Origin of the sequence: Alkalihalobacillus sp. MEB130 (assembly GCF_032335535.1) — a bacterium.
Lineage (GTDB): Bacteria > Bacillota > Bacilli > Bacillales > Bacillaceae_D > Halalkalibacter.
Map to the genome: position 1 here is coordinate 55,355 of NZ_JAOANA010000020.1, position 21,077 is coordinate 76,431.

14 protein-coding genes are annotated in these 21,077 nt (G+C 35.0%); 2 read left to right on the forward strand and 12 right to left on the reverse strand.

From position 1 onward, the window contains the following. Nucleotides 1–63: 63 nt before the first annotated feature. On the forward strand, nucleotides 64–1,101 hold the full coding sequence (locus tag N0O92_RS18115; protein ID WP_315616075.1) for a DUF262 domain-containing protein: 1,038 nt from the start codon (nucleotides 64–66) through the stop codon (nucleotides 1,099–1,101). 217 nt (nucleotides 1,102–1,318) lie between these two features. On the opposite strand, the gene N0O92_RS18120 is transcribed toward N0O92_RS18115, so the two are convergent. The 8 genes from N0O92_RS18120 to N0O92_RS18155 form a co-directional block, all read right to left on the reverse strand. Next, nucleotides 1,319–2,296, reverse strand: coding sequence for a hypothetical protein (locus tag N0O92_RS18120; protein WP_315616076.1), 978 nt, complete (start codon nucleotides 2,294–2,296; stop codon nucleotides 1,319–1,321). 399 nt (nucleotides 2,297–2,695) lie between these two features. Then, a complete protein-coding gene (locus N0O92_RS18125; protein ID WP_315616077.1) occupies nucleotides 2,696–3,595 on the reverse strand; it encodes a hypothetical protein in 900 nt (299 codons plus the stop codon). 14 nt (nucleotides 3,596–3,609) lie between these two features. Then, the gene (locus tag N0O92_RS18130) at nucleotides 3,610–6,684 is read right to left on the reverse strand and encodes a type I restriction endonuclease subunit R (protein ID WP_315616078.1); all 3,075 of its coding nucleotides are present in this window, start codon (nucleotides 6,682–6,684) and stop codon (nucleotides 3,610–3,612) included. Beyond that, the gene (locus N0O92_RS18135) at nucleotides 6,659–7,924 is read right to left on the reverse strand and encodes a restriction endonuclease subunit S (RefSeq protein WP_315616079.1); all 1,266 of its coding nucleotides are present in this window, start codon (nucleotides 7,922–7,924) and stop codon (nucleotides 6,659–6,661) included. Before N0O92_RS18135 ends, N0O92_RS18130 begins: the two co-directional genes overlap by 26 nt. Beyond that, nucleotides 7,921–9,465, reverse strand: coding sequence for a type I restriction-modification system subunit M (locus N0O92_RS18140; RefSeq protein ID WP_315616080.1), 1,545 nt, complete (start codon nucleotides 9,463–9,465; stop codon nucleotides 7,921–7,923). Before N0O92_RS18140 ends, N0O92_RS18135 begins: the two co-directional genes overlap by 4 nt. Nucleotides 9,466–9,831: 366 nt before the next feature. Next, complete coding sequence (locus tag N0O92_RS18145) at nucleotides 9,832–10,686, reverse strand: MAG6450 family protein (RefSeq protein ID WP_315616081.1); 855 nt, start codon at nucleotides 10,684–10,686, stop codon at nucleotides 9,832–9,834. Nucleotides 10,687–10,689: 3 nt separating this feature from the next. After that, nucleotides 10,690–11,745: an AAA family ATPase gene (locus N0O92_RS18150; protein WP_315616082.1), complete on the reverse strand. Its 1,056-nt coding sequence runs from the start codon at nucleotides 11,743–11,745 to the stop codon at nucleotides 10,690–10,692. Next, nucleotides 11,742–12,887: a DUF262 domain-containing protein gene (locus N0O92_RS18155; protein WP_315616083.1), complete on the reverse strand. Its 1,146-nt coding sequence runs from the start codon at nucleotides 12,885–12,887 to the stop codon at nucleotides 11,742–11,744. Before N0O92_RS18155 ends, N0O92_RS18150 begins: the two co-directional genes overlap by 4 nt. A gap of 577 nt (nucleotides 12,888–13,464) precedes the next feature. Between N0O92_RS18155 and N0O92_RS18160 the strand changes: the two genes are divergently transcribed. Beyond that, nucleotides 13,465–13,962, forward strand: a complete 498-nt coding sequence (locus N0O92_RS18160; protein ID WP_315616084.1) for a competence protein ComK — start codon at nucleotides 13,465–13,467, stop codon at nucleotides 13,960–13,962. 272 nt (nucleotides 13,963–14,234) lie between these two features. Here the strand turns inward: N0O92_RS18160 and N0O92_RS18165 are convergent, their stop codons facing one another. The 4 genes from N0O92_RS18165 to N0O92_RS18180 all read right to left on the reverse strand — a co-directional run bounded on the left by N0O92_RS18165 (nucleotide 14,235) and on the right by N0O92_RS18180 (nucleotide 21,076). Next, nucleotides 14,235–16,478, reverse strand: coding sequence for a P-loop NTPase family protein (locus N0O92_RS18165; RefSeq protein WP_315616085.1), 2,244 nt, complete (start codon nucleotides 16,476–16,478; stop codon nucleotides 14,235–14,237). Between the two features lie 302 nt (nucleotides 16,479–16,780). After that, nucleotides 16,781–18,520, reverse strand: a complete 1,740-nt coding sequence (gene araD / locus N0O92_RS18170; RefSeq protein WP_315616086.1) for an L-arabinonate dehydratase — start codon at nucleotides 18,518–18,520, stop codon at nucleotides 16,781–16,783. A gap of 44 nt (nucleotides 18,521–18,564) precedes the next feature. Beyond that, complete coding sequence (locus N0O92_RS18175; protein WP_315616087.1) at nucleotides 18,565–19,584, reverse strand: tripartite tricarboxylate transporter substrate binding protein; 1,020 nt, start codon at nucleotides 19,582–19,584, stop codon at nucleotides 18,565–18,567. Next, entirely contained in the window at nucleotides 19,577–21,076 is a 1,500-nt protein-coding gene (locus tag N0O92_RS18180) for a tripartite tricarboxylate transporter permease (protein WP_315616088.1), read from the reverse strand. Before N0O92_RS18180 ends, N0O92_RS18175 begins: the two co-directional genes overlap by 8 nt. Nucleotide 21,077 lies beyond the last annotated feature (1 nt).

The following is a 21,077-nucleotide window of genomic DNA, read 5'->3' on the forward strand; positions in this document are numbered from 1 at the left end:
ATACACGAGAAATCTAAATCTTTGTTATAATATGACATAATGTTTAAAATTTGGAGGACTTCAATGAAAGCAACAGAAACTAATTTTTTGCAATTTTTAAAGGGGCCAAAACAATTTGTGATCCCCATTTATCAACGTACATATAGTTGGACAAGGAAACAGTGTGCACAGTTATGGACAGATATTGAACGTCTTTCGTCTGATGAAAATCTCTCAGCTCATTTCTTAGGATCTATCGTATATGTAGAAAAAGGACTCTATCACGTTACCTCTGTTCCGCAGCTGTTAGTGATAGATGGCCAGCAGAGACTAACAACCTTAAGTTTAATACTCTCTGCTTTTGCGGAAGTACTTGACGAAAAGAGCAAGACTTGTGAATCAATTACAGCCAAAAAAGTACGTAACTATTTTCTCTTTAATGCTGAAGAAGAAGATGATACACAATACAAACTATTGCTAACCCAAAAAGATCGAGAAACCTTTATAAATTTATTAGAAAAGAAAGAATTGGATGAGGATTACTCGAAACGAATTATCGAGAATCAAAAATTCTTTAAGGACAAAATTACAAAAAGTGAATATACTTTGGACGATATTTATCAAGCACTCAATAAACTAACCGTTGTAGACATTGCGCTAGATCGAGATAAAGATAACCCACAGTTAATTTTTGAAAGCTTGAATTCAACTGGACTTGATTTATCACAAGCCGATTTAATCCGTAACTATTTTCTAATGGGGATAACACCAAAGGACCAGGAGCGCCTCTATAACGACTATTGGTACAAGCTCGAAAAGAAATTCGATCAATTTGAAGAATCTAGTTATTTTGACCGCTTCATCCGTGATTATTTAACACTTAAAACGGGTGCCATCCCAAAAATTGGCTTCGTGTATGAATCATTTAAATCCTATGTAAACGAAAATCTGAATCAAACAACAGAAGACATTATCTTTGACGTATTTACCTATGGTAATTACTACGTTAATCTCAATTTCAAAGACAAGGATCCTGAGCTTGATCAAGCTTCTTCCCGTATCGTTTTCTCTGCTAAACGAATACGTTCAAATCTTGTGAATAAAATATTGTGTTCCTTGTAGCGAAATTCGACAAATTCAGTATCCATGCCTTTTACCCTAAAATGTTCTTGTTTCATGAGTATCTCCTCCATTATCTTAGGTTTAATTTTACATGTATACAGTTAAACGCGCACAAGTGTTCTCCTTTTGACAAAATAAAAAAGAGCAGCATTAATCTACTCCTAAAAAGTACCTTGAAATTTTTTTGAGGCATTCATCCCATAATTGTATTCTTAGATTACACTCTATGACTATACGCCTCCTCAATAAAAGGTTTTATTTTTTCAAAATCATCTACCCATTCCAAACGAATATACGCTTCATGAGGATACCTTTGTATATCAGAATCGTTTCTATCATAAGTATTATTCAGTAATACGTCTATACGTGACTGCATATCTAATCCTAAGTATTCTTCCTTTCTTCCAACATGAAGAATCAGACATCTTTGTCTAGCAGTTGTTAATGTTGCAAATTTAGGAAAACCTTTTTTCTTGTACCCAATACCGTCAGAAGTTCCTGCATCTCCTACTTCAAACTCAGGATTACTCCAAATATAATTATCAATTTGACGTGCAATTTTTCTTGCTTGTTCTTTTTCAAATCTTAAAAAGAAGTACTCCTTTGACTTCTGTCGATCACCAATGCAATTGATTACACAAAACTGTTCAAATTGTTTTAGCAGAAAACATGTAAGAGTATCTTTTTCTCCCTCAAAGTATTGAATTTCCCCTTGAAAAAATGATCGAATAGCCTTCCATGAAGTAATTATTGGTTCTTCCTGAACAACTTGCCCTTCAGGAAAGACATTTTTATGCCCTTCCAATTGCTCTTTCAAAAGATAGGAGTTATATCCAATCTTATTTTCTATTAATAACGATATATTATTAGAAATAATTGCTCCGTCAGGAATATTAAAACTTTTAACTGAGCCCGTTTTAACTTTTGGGTTTTCAGCCACTCCCAAAACAGCAGCAATAGAAGTAATTCGGGTTAGTTTAGAATTCTGTTGTTGTCGGTACTCATATATTTCATCTAATGGTGATTGAATTCCAATGAATTTAAGGAACTCTCGTGTTAACACTGGTGAGGAATGCTGCAGAACATTTAAGAGCGCTTTGGTAACGTTATTTTCAACTTGTAATATATTAGTCTCTTCTCCTTTATTTCTTGTTTGACCTCTATAATAATGAAAAATGTTATCGTATATAGACACTTTATTTCCTCTCCTATTTGACAGGTATTTCAACTAATGAATACATAAATTCTCCATTTTTTGTTCCAATGCTTTTCGAATATGATAACCACTCCATCTCATATGAGCCAATTAAATTGAAGGATGACTCTCGACCTTTCATTGTACCTTGTCCAGTATTAGAGCCTCATTTTAAATTACCTTGTAGTGCTTCAATCGCTAGATTTCTTATAATTCTATTTAATATGTCTTGTTGTTGAAATATTATAAAAACAGAAAGGTACTCTTTATCCATTAAACCACTCTCCCCCAAAATTCACTTTATAACTTCATACAACACTACTTTTCAATAATCCGCTAAAACTATTCATTCACGAAAATATCAGAGAAAGCGGTAGTACACCACTCCCCTGATTTTGATTATTGAAATTTAGAATATAAGTATTCTCCTAGTCTTTCAGTAGTATCAAGAAGGAAGGAAGTTTCTTTTACTAAAATTAAATAGCGCTCACCAATTTTCCTGAAGCCTTCACCTGTTTTTTCAATATACTCTTCGTCGATTTGACCATAATTGTGTTCTAAAATATGGCGTACTTGAAACAACCTTATTACTTCTCTAAATGTATCTTCCCCAACTAATCCTTCAAGGTCTATGTCAGTGTGGTTAGTTAATTCCTTATTAAGAATAAAAAGGTTTTGAAAAGGACTTCTTTTCTTTGCTAAAGTTGAGGGTAATTTATCCTTGAGTTGTTTGCCTAATCCATCAAATTTAGAAACTATATTTTTAAATATCCCTTCAAGCACTTCTTGTAAAAAGTCCTTATCTTCTATTTCTAAATTAGTAAATGCTTCTAACTGTTTTTTTAGAGAATCCAACGACTTCTTAAATACTTGAAACGTATTACTCTCCCCACAATCAGGGCAATACGAAAAAACTGAAAAAATAGCATACTCTAATTTACATTTATCACATTTTGTATTAGTTTGTAGTTGGTGTTCAGAGTAATGTTTTAAAGGCAACCTTTTTAATCTATCATTGACTTTGAAAGTAACAAATCCTTTTTTATTTCCTCTTTCAAGTGTTCTAAATGATTTATGAATAAGTTTGCCTATTTCATTTACTACTATAGATTGAATGTACTCAACTTGAGCATTAGTGAAAAATTCATCAGTGCTACTTCTAATGTCACAATAAGGACACGTCATAAGATCTGTATCTAACCCTGTTCCACCTTTGACTTTAAAATAGCCTTCACATTCGGGACATTCCCTCCCGTACATTCCATTCTCGTCAGTAAACACTTCAAATTGCAACTCCAACTTTATACACCTACCTATGCATCAATTGGCCAATCTTTAAACTGTTCTTTCGCTTCCTCTACAAAGGCATTAGTCAAAAACTTTAATTGTTCTGGTTTTATTTTATTTTTCATTAATGTAGCCTTTACTGCGAGATTAACTTTTGATAAGATATCTTGGCGGTGTGGGTTGGTCCAATCAACTTGAAATTCTTTTTTCATGTTTTTCACAACTTGATGGACTAAACCTGCCATAAACTGATTATCGAATGTAGCGTTTTCCATATTTGCGATTATTTCATAAAACGCTACTTCCTCTTCAGTTAGCCCTAAATCCATTCTTCGCTTTGTCTCTTCGTCTAGGTTATTTCTCATCTCAACCATAAAGCGAATAACATCTGCTGCTGATATTACTCTGTTGTGATACTCTTCGATCGTTTTCTTTAACATTTCACTCATCTGTTTACCTTTTGGGTTCTTCTTTTTAAATTTAACCTTAATTTCATCCTCCAAAAGTTGCCTCAACAACTTCATTCGTAAATCAATATGGGGTTTTTCGACTAACCCTGTTAAAAAGGCATCATCTAGTACTGATATGTTAGGCTTATCGATTCCTGCAATTTCAAACAGATCCAAGGCACCATAAGAATTTACACTTTCATTTACTATTTGTCCTAATTTCTTTTCATAATTGTTATCGTTCTGGCCATCTCCACCAATTGGTTGAGATATCTTGCGGAGTTGTGTCTTTACAATGTCATATAACAATACTTCTCCTGAAACTGCAGTTACAGAGGAAAGGTGAGAAACAAGTTTATGGGATTTAGCAAGTTTGACTTGTGCTTCTAAAAATACCTTTTCTTCACCACCTAAAAAGTGATTAACCACCTCTGCAATAAAATCTTCCCGTTCAACTTTTGGTAATGCTCGCCACTCATTTAAGGACAGGTTGTTAGGATAAAGGTTTTGAGGGATAAGTTCCCTTACTTCTTGTAAAAAGCCCCAAAACAAACCTTCTGCTTGCTCAATGTCAAAGGTTAGATCTCCTTTACCACCACTGTTAGTATACTTTTTGGTTGCTTCTTTTAGTTGTGTTGCAATTCCAATAAAGTCTACAATCGTCCCACCTTGCTTACCGGGGAATACACGGTTTACACGTGCAATTGCTTGCATAAGATTATGCCCCTTCATAGGCTTATCGACATACAGGTAAGTTAAAGGTTTTGCATCAAAGCCAGTTAGCCACATATCACGAACAATAACAAGTTTGAGCGGATCCTTTGAATCACGTAACTTTGCTTTAACAGCCTCTTGCTCCTCTTTAGATTTTATATGGGAGTAATCACTACCCTCTTGTTTTTGACGCCACTCTTCTGGGTCCTTTGATACATCACCAGTCATAATAATTTCAACTGGAGGGCAATTTGGTAGTTTTCGCATTTCATTATAAAGAGCAACACAGTTTTCACGACTCATACATACAATCATGCCTTTTGCTTCAGGTGTTACTGTTTGTTTTTCATCAAAGTGATCAATAATTGTTTTTGCTAGTTCCTCAACACGTTCCTTAGTTCCAGCCAACTTAGCGAGAGCAGCCCATGCTCTACGGTGTTTCTCAAGTTCATCATTACCTTCACTAGTCCCTATCTCGTCAATTTGATTATCTAATTCTTCGTTAGTTACCCCTAATCTAATTAGACGTGATTCATAATAAATTGGAACTGTTGCATTGTCCTCAACTGCCTGAAGCATATCATAGGTATGAATCGTATGACCGAATACTTCATTCGTGCTTCTTCCCGCAAAATCAACCGGAGTACCCGTAAAACCAATATGGCTGGCATTTGGCAAAGCCGTTTTAATATGGCCTGCATAGCCGGCATCATTATATTGAGTTCTATGCGCTTCATCTGCTATCACGATAATATTCTCACGTTCAGAAAGAACTGGATGAACACCTTCGGCCTCTTTCAAACGGAATTTTTCAATAGTGGTAAATATTATTTGACCAGATTCATTTTTTAAGAGTTCTCTTAAATCACTGGCAGAATCAGCCTGTTTCACATGACCTACAAGGGTTTTTCCCTCAACAAAAGTGTCATGTAATTGATTGTCTAAATCGGCTCTGTCAACTTGAATCACAACAGTTGGATTTTTCATTTCACTATGGCGAGTTAAGATACCGGCAAAGAATAACATAGATATTGATTTACCTGATCCCTGAGTGTGCCAAATCACTCCAATTTTTCTATCTCCATTTGGTCTTGTTGCTCGAATGGATTCTTGGACAGCAAAGTTCACCCCGAAAAACTGATGATACTTGGCTCCAATTTTTGCTTTAGTTTTACCATTGTCCATAAAGACGATAAAATTACGAATATAAGTTAGTAGACGTTCTTTTTGAAATAAACCTTCTATAAGGGTTTTCATTGTATTTGCAATATTATTGTCTATCTTCACACCATCAATAGATTTCCAAGCAGCAAAAAATTCAATTGGGGCAAACGGCATACCATGTAGTGTTGTCGTTCCATCAGAAATAACAGAAAACGCATTATAATTAAATAGTTGGGCTATGTCATAGGTGTAGTTTCTTACTTGGGTGTAGGCGTCCTGAACTGTGGTGTTTTCTATATAAGGGCTTTTTAATTCAAAAAGTATAAGCGGTAATCCATTAATATAAACAAGGATATCTGGTCTTCGTGACATTCTCCCTTCGATAGCCAATTGATTCATTACCACAAAATCATTTTCTAAAGGCTTTTCCCAATTGATAGGGGAGATATGATAGAATTGGTCTTCATCATTCTCTTGCTCTATTTTAAAATCTATTCCTTTTGTTAACACTTCATGAAATCTTTCATTTCTTTGTTCAACTGTAACTCCGTCTACATTAGTAATTTGAGATATTAATGCAGGCATATGTTCTTTTGGAAAGGTAGGATAAGTATCATAAAGATACTTTTCCAACCTTTTTTCCATAACAACATCTGCTAATGACGGACGTGCCCCCCACTCATAGGCAGGAATATATTCATATCCTAAAGTTTTTAGCCTCTCTATCGTTGTTTCCTCAAAGTCAGATTCATAAAGACGGTTCCGGTTGCTCATTTGAAATAACCTCCTTTACTATTTCAACTGCTTTAGAAATTTCTATATCACCTGATAGTAAACGAGAAAGTAGATAATCCCTCGTATTTTCTAAAGTTAAATTAGTTTCTTCGTTATTCTTTTTTAGTTGAAATAAACTTTCTAACTGATTCCCCATTGAAATCATTAACCCATTTGGCGGTAAGACAACAGGCAAACTTTTAATTATTTGCTGATTGATATTTTGTTGTGCCCCCCCATTTGCTAGGTTTATAATCTTCTCTCGATTATAAAGTAGATAAAGATATGCATAACTTGAAGGGAAAGCGTTATTATTTTCTAATATTGCACAACATGCTTGATTTGTACTGGATTGGTTTGCCAAAATACCGAGTTGACCAACTGTCGCTCCATACATAGCAATAATCACTGTCCTTGCCGGGAATAATTTTGCTGAAGATTTCATTAAACCCAATTCTGTAATCTTCTCTTCTGTATCAAATATATATCCATCTTTTAATTCTTTAGTTTTAAGCCAATTTATTTTGCCATCCTTATAATACTCTTCCTTTTTACGACTTGGTGTTCCACCTGAAGAAGTATTATATATATCCCCTAATACACCAACATCCCATCCTTTAGGAATCATACCTATTTCAGATTGAACAAACTCATCCTCGTGAAATTGGCCAAAATCGACAAACCAATGTTTGAACAGAGCCATAGCCATATTCTCTAAGGTTCGATTAATATTACGATTAAGTTCGATCTTATCGTCAAGTGAACCTAAAATGGAGGCAATCATTTGCTGTTCGCTTAAAGGAGGTAGTGAAATTTCAGCATCTGCAATTGTATCAACTCCAACTGCTGGATAAGCCGCCCCTTTCTCATTCGATACAAGATAATTAGTAAATTTTTTATCTGATATAACGTAGTATAAGAATCTAGAATCAATTTTCTCTTTTGCTCTTAGTACTGCAAAACCAGTTGAAACTACCATATTCTTTGATGGTTCTTTAATATACAAAAAGGACCTTCTATTTGGTCGTACTGTTGAGATAATAGTATCTTTACCCTTAACCAATCTTTTAGCCCGACTAGGAGCATCGGTTAAATTAATGATTGTGGTACCGTGTAATAAACCACTTCCCACTGAAGATATATCTACATACTCTATATTTTCATAAGGATAATTTTTTTTTATTGATTCAGGGTTTATTTCAATTAACTCACCCAATTTAACTATGTTCCGTTCACTCACACTAGTCCCTCCAAGTCATTAAGTATTTTCTCTTGAAGGCGACTACTTTCGTCAAACTGCTCTCTTAGGGTGTTTGTTAACTCCTCTATTTTTTCTTCAAACGGAATATCACTTTCCTCAATTTGTACTGTCCCTACATAGATTCCGGGTGTAAGTTTATAATTATTTTCTTTTACTTGTTCTATTGAAGCAATCCCAGCAAATCCTGTTTCTTCCACCAAATTTCCATCCTTATTTCGGAATCCGTGATAGGTATTTGCAATCTTATTTATTTCTTCAGAAGAAAGTGCCTTCTGTCTCCTACTTACAAGCGCTCCCATTTTCCTAGCATCTATGAAAAGAATTTCATTTTGCCTTTCTCTATAACCATTTGAACCATTTCTATTTTTACTTAGGAAAAATAAACAACAAGGAATTCCAGTTGTGAAGAATAGTTTTTCAGGTAGTTGAACAATACAATCTATGTGATGATCATCAACTAACTTTTGACGAACTTCTTTTTCCCCGGTTGTGTTTGTTGTCATAGCCCCATTAGCCATCACATACCCTGCAGTTCCACCTTCTTTTAAGTGATAAAGAAAATGCTGCATCCACATATAGTTTGCGTTCGCATTAGTGACTGGACCAATTAAACGAGGGTCATCCTTTGATATTCTCTCTGCCCCCCATGTATCGACATTAAAAGGTGGATTAGCAATAACGTAATCAGCCTTTAAATCAGGATACTGGTCATTTAATAAAGAATCACCTAGCCGAATCTCAGCATTCATTCCATGTAATAAAACATTCATTTTTCCTAATCGTAAAGTTGTTTCAACATTTTCTTGACCATAAAATGACAGCGCATTTCCTCTGTCTGAGTAGGCTTCTGACTGAATAAACATTCCTCCTGAACCACAAGCCGGGTCAAACACTGTTCCTTCAATTGGTTCCATCATTGCAACAAGAAGTTTTACAATCGATGAAGGTGTGAAGAATTCTCCTCCTCTGTTTCCTTCGCTAGATGCAAAGTTTCCAATAAAATATTCATATGTACGGCCCAATACATCGACACTATCTTCATGACGTGCACTAAACACATCTCTAGAGAATACTTCAATTAACCCTGCAACATTTTCTGCTGGTAAATTAGATCCTTGAAAAATACGTGGTAAGATCCCTTCTAATTCAGGATTTTCTTGCTCTATCAATTTCATAGCATTATCTAGAATCCCTTTAATATTGCTATCATTTGCTTTTTCAACTAGATATGCCCACCTTGCTTCTTGCGGGACCATAAATACGTTTTCTGATCTATATTGGTCAGGGTCGTTAAGTATACTCTCTCTAACTTCTGGATCTTCTGAGTACCAAATATTATCTGGCTCATTAACCATTTCTTCAACTTGTCCTCTACGCTTATCAAAACGCAAAGAAACATATCTTAAAAATATTAGTGGTAATACGTAATGTTTATAATCTGATGGAGTAATGCTTCCTCTCATCCTAGTTGCTGCATCAAATAAGTCTTTTTGAAAATCTATATCTGCTTTTACAGCCATAATATATTCCTCCCGAATTGAATTCGTAATTTCCAACTTTATTCCTATTTTATCATAAATTTCGTCGTGTAATATAACGATAAAAAATCTGTTATATCTTTCAAAAGTTTTCATCTAAAACAAAAAGTAAGGGTGCCTTCACTCCCTTACTTCTAGGATTTATTTACTTTTATTTTTTTTGATAACCTATTAATAAAATAAAAATTTACTGAACGGTAATCTACTTCTAGAATGCTACTTAAACCTTATTTCACTTAACCTTCCTTCCCAAGAGCGATTACAGTGGCATTTCACCCCATATTTTTGCCTTATTTTATTAAGACTACCCTTCAGATACTCCTTTTATAAATTAAGCATACAATAGTGCTAGCCATTATCGCTAATCTTGTGATCTCTTTCAAACCTTAGTACATAAAAGATACCATTTTCTCTATATCCAAAACATCTACACTTTTGAGAAGTCCTGAATTTAAATATCTTCTTTTCTGCATAAGGAGTATTTAAGAACCAACTATTTCTTGGAGGGTCGTATGGCTTGTAATCTAGTCCATCATGGCTCAAAATATCATCCCATGACATTTCTGAAATCATTTTAAACGTTGAGATAAACATCTTTTTCTCTTCATAGGTTAATATATTAAAAGAAAAATCCTTCTCAAGTTTTTCAAATGAAAGATTACTCTCAGCAAACTGAAACTTACAGTAATCTAGTTCATCTATTTTTCCTTCTTCGAATAAAATTTCATTTAATAAATAGCGATTGTGGAAATTTATCAAATCTATTTTTGTATTATTTTTCTTCATTTCTAAAGTATTCTCTAAAAACATAGTATTCTTAAATGAAAGTACCTTTCGATCTCTTTCACACGCTTCAGCCAGTGAATAATCATTGGTTTTATTCGTATAATTGCAAACATAGTTATCAGAATTATTATGAAGTTGACTTTCATGCCAAAAAGATGGATCAGATAACAGTCTTTTAAGATACATTTTAAATCTTCTTATTTCATTAGTCGTTTTAACACTGTTATCTGTTAAAACATCATGCAATGTTTGACTTTCAGTCACCTTTTCATTCATTAAGTTATAATGCTTTAATAATTTAATTTGTGCATTATCCATTATTTTTTGAACTAATATCATCTCTTTTAGAGAATTTAGAAATTCGTTTAAGTTAGAAAATTGACCTTCTAGCGATAATTCATTCATTAATACTTCCATTACTTACAACCCCAACATCTCATCTAAATCTTCATCAAATTGATCAAATAGACCCTTTTGATGATTCTCCACATCGCCAGTTCTATTAAATTCTATTTCCACTGGCTTAGTTAAGAAATCTTCACTTAACTTACAAAAGTAAACAGATAGGTTCTCCGTACTAATTACATCATTAAAAATAGATTTTCTAACCCCATTAAAAATATGATCGCTATGTGTTTCAATAATTAACTTTATCCCATTTTCGGCAGCAAATGTTAAGAACTCTGTTACTTTTGATTGAGCACTTGGGTGTAGATGAATTTCTGGATTTTCTATAATTATCAAATCGTCTTGTTTTGATGACAGCACACTAATTAATAAAGATATTATGTAACTTAGACCAGATCCAATGTGCTTCGGTCTAACATATCTATTTTTTGAATACTTATACTTTACCCTCACCTGATCTGTACCAGTTATATCTTCAGTCGATATTTCGCAATTTAATATGTAATTTAGCCAATAATTCACTTGAATTTCAAGAGTTTTTCCAAATGATTTTTCTTTAATAAGATAGTCTTCAACTTGATTGCTTTTATGGTTTTCAAAATAATCAATTGCATATTCACCGAAAACTCCATAATTTAAGTAACTATCATAGTTTTTATCATAAAGATCTTGGGAACCTATCCTTTTCGAGGATATATAACTAATTCGATGATTTTTTTGGTGTAAGTAGTCAATCAGAACATCGCTATTTTTACTTATAACGCAATTCACCTTATCTTCTTCCGTAAATTTAAAACTTACGTAATTATCATCATTAGACACTTCTATTTTAAATTCCTTTGCATTTTTAACGAAATTCCTTACATCTGAGAACTGACCTAATGATACTAATCTTCCATTTAAAGGGAACCTTCCATCTTCAGATACATTTTGAACAGCCAGCAGTATTGCCTGAATTATTGTAGATTTTCCAGCAGAATTCATACCTGTTAAAAGAGTGAAATTATTTAGATTAATATCTACTTCATCAAAACTTTTAAAGTTTTTAATCTTTAAATTGGATATCATGCTAAAATTCTCTCCTTTAATTTATCCATTACCTTTAGTATTTCTGGAACTACAATTCCTCTACCACGGTCATTTGTTAAAAGTTTATTTAAGTGTTCTTCTTTAAGTAACTCAACGCACATTCCGTAAATCTTATCCCTGTTATCGATACAATATCCTTCCTCCAACATTGTGAACAAGTAACTAAATGCCTCAAAAAGGAGCATATTTATCGGTTGTTTTTTTCCATTTTTCGCTACTCTTCTAAAAGCATTTTCTCCAAAAACAATTTGATTATTTTTCATTGTTTTTACGAAGGTTTCTTCCAAGTGTGAAATATTGACGTTATCCATTTCATTTATATAGTCCATAATTTTACCGAGAAATTCGTCAATATCACCTTTATATTCAATTATTTCTCCATTTAAATCTTTTAAAATGTTATTGTTCCAAAGATAAAAGGCGATAAATCTTAAAATTAGATAACGATCTTTCATTCTCCTTGAATTAATTGAATTATTTGTTACGTTTTTGAACACTTCTTTTTGGGATAATGAACCGAGCAATACAGTAGATTTCCCCTGATATAATGCATTTCTCATCTCTTGATTATTTAAAGGTGTACCACCACGATTCACTCTATCAAAAATATCAAACTTAATTCGGTCAGGAGTAGGAGGCTTAATTACTTGTGCAATTAACTGAAAATCCTCTAAATTCGCCTGTAGTTTTTGGTCCAATTCACCAAACCTTTTATTGTTTAATGCTTTTAATATTCTTAGATCAGTTAATTTATAATCCCCATTCAAATACTGAAAGAATGCAGTTAACCTTTGTCTCCCATCTACTACAACTAATTTGCCTTCTTTCGTTTCATTCAAATAAAATATTGGCAAAGGTATCCCCATTAATACAGATTCAACTAGTTCAGATTTCTGGCGGTTTTTCCAGACATCCTCTCTTTGAAAATCAGGATCCAAAATAACCTGTCCCCTACCAAACTTCCTATTCAATTCAAATATTGAATATTGCTCTCTTTCTACTTTTATATTTGCTTCAGGATATATATCCTCTAGTTCTGACCTTATTGATTGAGGACTGAGTGCACTCCCCTCGTCCAAATCAAGATCTTCATTCTCGAGCCTTTCTTCAACCTTTGGCATTTATTTCACACCCTTTATATTTTATAAGTTATTACCTTATCTACAATCATTTAGACGTTATTTTAATCATCATGAAATATATAACTGTAACCATATTGTATCATAGTTATTTTTGCTATCTTTATTATGTATGACATTACTTATTTGGTTTTTGCTTCATTCAGTTCTTAGTAATATACAAAAAAACAGCAGAGTTGTTATTTACTCTGCTGCTCTTTTATAAATCCTTGTTTATTGCTGTATATATTTTGTAATTTGTGTCCGTAAGTATGGTACCGGTGGTCGGGGTCGAACCGACACTCCAGAAGGAACACGATTTTGAGTCGTGAGCCTTTGCCAAACCCCCAAAAAAACTCTTTTACATTACTAGACTAGTTTGTTATTGTCAAATCAATTATAACTATACTTCTACTTTAGAGCTGTAAATAATTCCATTTTTATATAGTTATTTTTATGTGAGTATTTCTACCTAGAAAAATTGACTATAATTATATTTTATATATATTCTATTAATAAGTTAAAAGTAAGGGGGAGACGTAAGAAAAATTTGAACTTTAGAATAAAGGAGAGATTGTCCATGAACAAACAAGTAATTAAGGATTATGAGGTTAACAGAGATACTATTGCAATATTGCCAGCATATCACTCAGATTACTATAGCATTGTGTTAGAACGCGACCAAGAATATTATGTTAAACAAACCCCTATACGACTTATTAAAGAAGCTTGTTTAGAAGGCGGAGCTGATTACGGTGGTAGAAGAACCGCTGTAATACATAAGTTAGGAGTTCAAAGTAAAGTTCCCATCCCGGTTAATCCACTTGATCAAATCTTTGCTTTCCCAACTCATTCTCCCAAATTACACGAGTGTTCCTGGATTTTTTATCATCACATTAGATCCATAAGAGTTAATTCGCATGAACCTACCCAAACCATCATCTCTTTCAAAAATTATAAAGAATTACCACTATCTTTTTCCTATCATACCCTTGAAAAACAAATGGACCGGACAGCATATTGTATAGTTCGCTTCTCTAAACACCCAGAAAATAAGCCACCACAACTTGGAGCTTAATATTATATATGTATATTCTTTTAATGTTTGCTAACTGGGAAAAGGTTCCTATTCCGTTTTTTCAATCTAGAATAGGAACCTAATATAAATCAGTTGTTAAACAAAGCATTATCTTCTAACTCTTGTAATATTGGAACCTTCGGCAAAGAATTACGACAATCGTTTAATATGGCTATTTCTTCGGTTACAAAACAAAGAGAAGCAAGCAATCCGTCCCTTGCTCTCGATGTCTATTTCAACATCCTAATCTATTAATCGTTTCTGTACACTTCTTAATTGGTTGAAATCATTCTACCTCCTTTTGCAATAATAGCTTTTTTTACTAGCTTTCGAATCTCTAAAAGCAATTCATGCGTATCAGTCGTTGCTGTTTCTCCTGGAATAGGTGCGGCGTTATCATAGATGTCTTTCATTTCTTTCATACGTTTATTCCCAGAACCTACTCCCTTTAATTCAAAAGCAAAATTCCAAGGAGTCAATCGTGATTTCCAAAGCCTCTCACTGCAGTAGTCGAGTAAGTGAGTGTGTATTTCTTTTGCAATTTTATTTACAGCAATTTGTTTATCTTCACCTTCTGCTGTTGTTGGTACCCAGCGAACTGGACTGGCTAAGTAAACTCTAATCTGATCTATAAGAAATCCCCATAATTCCGGGACCGGTCTTAAACCACTAAACTCTCCATCATCTAGGTCTAATGCCAACCTTCTCGTTAATGCTTGGATTGTTTTCCAGTGCTTTTTCGATTCAGAGGTACTTGTTTTAAACCCTAAACGAATATCCCATAACTCATGAAAATCCTTCATAGCCGTTTGTATAGCAAAGACCAAATTAGCTTCATCATAATGGGGAATCACATCTGAGTCTTCTATGTTGTAAATACTCCTTTCCAAATTACTAATTAGATTGGTCAGCTCTGTTAGTGTGTACTTGTTATCTTCAGTAACTACTTGGTCTAGATTAGATAGAAAATAGGTTTGCTTCAACAATATCATTTCTACATTTGAAGCACTCTCCGCATCTAACTTATCTCGAATGTACCTAGTTGCTTGATTTAAAGATGCTTTAATATGATTTAATTTGCTTTTTCTCGTTAGTAGGTTATCTCCATTTAGTTCATCCATATGACTAAAACAAATATTTAACTTTGACGTGTGACCACTAGCAACAATGCTTCGAAGTACTGCTAATGGAGCTGCTTGCATAGGATGCTTGGCGCTATCAACCAATACTATAGAGTCACTCGTATCAAATTTCCTTAACATTTGAGATGGGATACTTGTCGATGAGGAAGTCGTATGTCCTAACCCTTGCCCATCGATGAAGACTAGTCTTGGTACACTTTCACTCCAGCTTGGTTTAAACGGACCTTGAACGCGAATCCCTTGAACAAGCGGTGTTAATAACTTTCCAAAATTCGGGGCATAGTTACTTGCGAATTTCCTTACCTTTTCTAAAAATTGATTCCGATTGTCACTACTAAATGTCCATACTAACGGCCAATCGCCATTTCTTTGTTGAATTTCTCCTGAAGATAACTCTTCAAAACGTGTCGCCATCTCATCCATCATATGATCAACTAACATATGAAATTGCGAATCTTGCCTTAACTCCTCATCCAAGAGCTCTTCAAATTTAACCTTTTCTATTGGAGGAAGGTCCGTATACTCAGCATTAGGTTCAGTTCCCATGCTTTCAAGAATTTTGTTGCTAATTTTCGCTAATTCATTAATTTCCTTTAAATTAGATCTAATTACATTTGTAAACTGCCGTTTTTCTTCTAAAGACACAACCTCTCCAGATGCTGATGATATGAGTTCTTCGTATTCTTCTTCATCCATATCCAGGTCATATTCACCAAGAGTATAAAAGAAACGAAAGCGTTGTTCTTCATGTTCAAGTAATCGTTGAGCTATTGATGATTCCTCTTCTTGTTTAAGGTTAGCAAACACTGCGGCCATGACACAATCCTCGACGTGTATACGGACTTCTCGATAATCAAAAAATGTAACAACCGCTTTATAAGTTCCTTCTGAACAAATAACTTCTATATCAGAGACGGTAGTCTTGTTAGGGGACGTTGAGGGAAATCTATCTTTCTTAGGATCAGTTCCGATTAATTGACGTAATAGCGTTGTTTTTCCTGCTCCAGTTGTGCCAACCAAGAGAATATTTGCATAGCCTTGCTCAGTATTTGGTAAAGGAATATGTGTATCGCGTATATCTTGATAACTCAAAGCCTTGGGCTCTAATGCATCGTAAAATGCGGCAACTATTTTGGGATCATATTTACACATTACGGTATCTTTAGCCCGTACATCCCAAAGAGAAGGAGTAGAAAGAATTTCATTCATCTGATTAACTAAGTTATCAGCTTGCTTTTCATCTGTTGTACCCAAACCTCTTCTGATACGCAAACCTACCTTCCCTTTATAATCCTTCTTTACAGGGTGACGAAAAATAATGGACCACGATTTCCTTCCCTCTCCAAGTACTTTGCTTGCTTTATAATTCCCCATGTGTCGATCCCCTTCCCAGATTGTTGTGTTCCGAGCTGTATTACTTTGTGTTCCCGAGTATGTTAACATGATATGAAAGGTAATTTGTCCGTTATTCCTTCTATTTTTACAATGAGATTAAAACCTTTAACAGATGAAAAAAATGGTTCCTTTCCCAATAGTTTTTCACTGTCGGAAAGGAACCATTTTCGATTTTAATATGTAAGACAATTATAATTACGCCTCCTAATACACACAGAAAAACCTACCACAAGTAGGTTTTTCTCAGCACTCTGTCAACAAAGAGTTGACTTATTCACTAATTAGTTGATTTCCGGTTCATCAATTGGAGATCCGAAACTTGTTTCCAAGTAATCAAAATCACACCCTTTATCAGCTTGTTGAATATGATTCAGATACATCCATCCAAATCCTCGATTATACCTTGGTGCTGGCTCTTGCCAATTTGCTCTTCTTTCTTCCATCTCTTGTTCTGATATCTCTAAATTAATTGATCTATTATAGACATCAACAGAGATGACATCTCCAGTTTTCACAAAAGCTAAAGGTCCTCCAATATAAGATTCAGGTGCAACATGAAGAATACATGAGCCGTAACTCGTACCGCTCATTCTGGCATCTGAAATCCGTAACATATCTCGAACGCCTTGCCTTATTAGTTTTTTCGGAAGCGGTAGCATCCCCCACTCTGGCATGCCAGGCCCTCCTTTTGGTCCCGCATTCCGAAGGATTAAAATATTATCTTCGGTGACATCAACACTCTCATCATCAGTAAATTCCTTCAATGACTGATAATTATCAAAGACAATAGCTTTGCCAGAATGATTTAAAAACTTCGGATTACATGCACTTGCTTTGATGACACACCCATCTGGAGCCAGGTTCCCTTTTAATACCGCGAGAGACCCTTCCTTATAAACAGGATTATCCAATGGACGAATCACATCATCGTTGTAGATCTCCGCTTTTTCAATGATATCTCCAATTGTTTCTCCTACTATAGAGTTTTCCTCCAAGTGGAGATATGGTTTTAGTCTATTCAACATCCCTAATATACCACCAGCGTAATAAAAGTCCTCCATTAAATATTTATCCCCACTCGGCCTAATATTTGCTATAACGGGAACCTCTCTACTTATTCGGTCAAAATCCTCAATACCGATATCACATCCAGCTCTCCTAGCCATTGCTATCACATGAATGATAGAATTAGTTGAGCCTCCAAGTGCCATTGCTGCGACAATTCCATTTTCAAATGCTTCTTTCGTGAGGATTTTATCTGGTGTAATATCTTCCCAAACCATATCTACAACTCTTTTTCCTGCACTTGAACACATTCGATTATGGTTTGTGTCAACAGCTGGAATAGATGAAGCCCCTGGCATACACATTCCCATTGCGTCTATTATGGATGTCATAGTACTAGCAGTTCCCATAGTCATACAAGTACCTACACTTCTAGCTAATCCTCCACAAATTCCTTCAAGATCATTATCACATAAATTCCCCACACGATATTCATCCCAGGATTTAAACGCATCAGAACCTGATCCTAGAGTTTCCCCACGATAGTTTCCTCTTAACATTGGACCAGCAGGAATAAAAACAGTTGGTAATTGCATGCTAATGGCTCCAAGTAGAAGCCCAGGTGCCGTCTTATCGCAGCCCCCCATTAAAATAACACCATCAATCGGATATGAACGCAACAATTCCTCTACTTCCATAGCAAGCATATTTCGATATAGAAGAGCTGACGGCTTGTTCATACTTTCAAAAAGCGACATGCACGGTATTTCTAGAGGAAGTCCTCCTGCTTGGAGAACTCCTCTTTTCACATCTTCTACACGTTCTTTAAAATGGTGATGACAGGGATTTATATCAGACCAAGTATTCATAATCCCAATAATAGGAGAACCATCCCAGTCATCTAATCCAAATCCCATCTGCATCATACGTGAACGATGATTAAAACTACGAAAATTACCTGCATTTAACCACTTATTACTCCGTAGAGTTTCTGCTGTTTTTACTCTTTTCCCCATCTCCTACTCACCTACTAAACTAATTATTTTTTTCAAGATTAAACCTAGTTGTTTCTTTCATTAATCTCTGTATACAATTGGTGTCTAGTTTCCATAATCTCATCTGTTTCTTGCGGACTCTTATATTCAGGCTCCATACCGTAATCTCTTGCTCTTTGTATATATTCCTCATTGTTAGTTGCTCTTTCAACAGCCTCTGTGAACGTCGTTACAATCTCGTCCGGAGTCTCTTGTGGAAATGCCATAAAGAAGAACTTTTCGAATGTAGAATCAATACCTAGCTCTTGAAAAGTTGGAACCTCTGCAAAATAATCTAATCTTTCTTCAGCTAACACACCTAAAGCTTTCATATCTCCTGATTCAAGATAATCATTTACTAGACCCAGTTGCGTAGGAATTACATCCAATTGACCTCCAAGTATTGCTGCATTTCTTTCTGCAAAATCACCAGCATCAACTAGATTGAATTGCGCTCCTGTTTTCTCTTGAATATCGAGAAGTTGGAAGTGAGTGAAGGCACCCACTGAAGTTCCAATATTAATTTCTCCTGGATTTTCAATCGCCGCTTCAATCAGCTCTTTGGCATTTTCATACGGAGCATCTCTACTAACTACTACACCGTTCCCATGGTCAATCGCACTAATTCCTGCCATTTTCAGGTCTGAATAGTTGTTTTCCGTTAAACCTAAAATATTATTAATTAAAATATTATTATGGAAAAATAAAACTCGATACCCATCTGGGTTTGAATCTATAAGTTCTTGCACTCCTACACTGCCACTTGCTCCTGTAACATTTTGTATTACAATTGATACATCTAATTCATCACTAAGATATTGTGCTAAGAGACGCGCGTTTCGATCCGTATCACCACCAGCAGATGCGGGCACTACCATTTCAATTGTTTTTGTTGGATATGATGAACTTTTATTTTCACTCTTATCACTTGAAGAAGTCGATTCTCCACTAGAAGAAGTAGAATCACCGCCGCAAGCTGCCAGAAGAGCAACTAGCGTACAAATTGTAATAAAAAGACCCATTTTCTTTTTAAATAGATTAATCATACAATACATCTCCCTTTTTTTTGTAATTTTTCCGAACTTTCAAAACAATCGCAATGACAGCAATGGACCAAAAAGCTAATGGAATAGGACTTGTTAAAAATGGTAGAAAGTCTCCTTGAGTAGCCATTAACCCCCTTCTTAAATTCAACTCAGCTATCGGTCCCAAAATGAACCCTAAAATAATCGGAGTAATCGGAAATTTCATTTTAATTAACAAATATCCTAATACTCCAAAGAAAAGTAACGCTCCCATATCAAAAACTCGATTATTCTCTGCAAAGGCACCTACAGCACAGAGCACAATGATAATTGGTAACAAAACATGCCTTGGGATACTTAAAATTTTTATAAAAAAGCGCATTCCAAAAAACAAGAAAATTATCATTGCGATATTCGCTATAATCAGCGCTGCAAATATTCCATATACGATATCCACATTTTGAGAGAAGAATAATGGTCCAGGTTGAATTCCATGGATAACTAATCCTCCAATCAACATTGCTGTTACAGTATCACCTGGTATACCAAGTGCCATCAAAGGAACAAGAGCTCCACCAACCGCTGCGTTGTTAGCGCTTTCAGATGCAACAACACCATCCGGGGTTCCTTTTCCGAACTTTTCAGGGTTCTTTGATTGATTTTTTGCTGTAGCATACGCAACAATATTAGCTGTACCTCCCCCTATTCCGGGAAGGATTCCGATTGAAATCCCTATGATACTTGATCTAAGAAAGTTCCAAGATTGCTTAAAGAACTCTTTTAGCGTAAATCCAAACCCTTTTATCTTATCAACAACAATTTTTTTAGAGAGAGGATTAATTTTATTCTCAGCTATGCGTATAATCTCGCTTACAGCAAAGAGACCAATTAAAGCAGGAAGTAAATTGAATCCGCCATTTAACTGATCCACCCCAAAGGTGAAGCGAGCATAAGCGTCTATCGGCGCAGAACCTACCATCGCTAATGACATCCCTAGTAATGCACTTAACATCCCTTTAATGATGGACCCTTCAGATAGACTAGAAATTAGCGTCAACGCAAACATTGTAATTGCAAAATATTCCATAGGTCCAAAACGCAATGCAATATTTGCAAGTGGAGGAGCTATAAGAATTAACGCAGCTATACTAAGCAATCCTCCTAAGAAAGAAAAGACTATGGCATAACCAAATGCTTTTCCTGCCTCTCCATTTTGAGCCATCGGGTAACCATCAAATGTAGTAGATATAGAAGAAGGAGTTCCCGGAAGCTTTAATAAAATAGCTGGTATCAAACCTCCTGACACGCCCCCAATGTACAGGCCCATTAACAAAGCCATTCCTGCACCTGGATCCATCGTGAATGTGATTGGCAAACATATGGCAATAGCCATTGTTGCTGTTAGGCCAGGCACAGATCCAAATACTAAACCCAACCCCACTCCTAATCCAATGAGAAGGATGTGATACGGGACTAGCATAGCGGAGAATCCTTGTAGTAAATCAGCACCCATT

Coding starts and splice junctions, on each gene's coding strand:
- N0O92_RS18115 (WP_315616075.1), top strand. CDS start 64: ATGAAAGCAACAGAAACTAATTTTTTGCAATTTTTAAAGGGGCCAAAA.
- N0O92_RS18130 (WP_315616078.1), bottom strand. CDS start 6,684: ATGAGCAACCGGAACCGTCTTTATGAATCTGACTTTGAGGAAACAACG.
- N0O92_RS18140 (WP_315616080.1), bottom strand. CDS start 9,465: ATGGCTGTAAAAGCAGATATAGATTTTCAAAAAGACTTATTTGATGCA.
- N0O92_RS18145 (WP_315616081.1), bottom strand. CDS start 10,686: ATGGAAGTATTAATGAATGAATTATCGCTAGAAGGTCAATTTTCTAAC.
- N0O92_RS18150 (WP_315616082.1), bottom strand. CDS start 11,745: ATGATATCCAATTTAAAGATTAAAAACTTTAAAAGTTTTGATGAAGTA.
- N0O92_RS18155 (WP_315616083.1), bottom strand. CDS start 12,887: ATGCCAAAGGTTGAAGAAAGGCTCGAGAATGAAGATCTTGATTTGGAC.
- N0O92_RS18160 (WP_315616084.1), top strand. CDS start 13,465: ATGAACAAACAAGTAATTAAGGATTATGAGGTTAACAGAGATACTATT.
- N0O92_RS18165 (WP_315616085.1), bottom strand. CDS start 16,478: ATGGGGAATTATAAAGCAAGCAAAGTACTTGGAGAGGGAAGGAAATCG.
- araD (WP_315616086.1), bottom strand. CDS start 18,520: ATGGGGAAAAGAGTAAAAACAGCAGAAACTCTACGGAGTAATAAGTGG.
- N0O92_RS18175 (WP_315616087.1), bottom strand. CDS start 19,584: ATGATTAATCTATTTAAAAAGAAAATGGGTCTTTTTATTACAATTTGT.
- N0O92_RS18180 (WP_315616088.1), bottom strand. CDS start 21,076: ATGGGTGCTGATTTACTACAAGGATTCTCCGCTATGCTAGTCCCGTAT.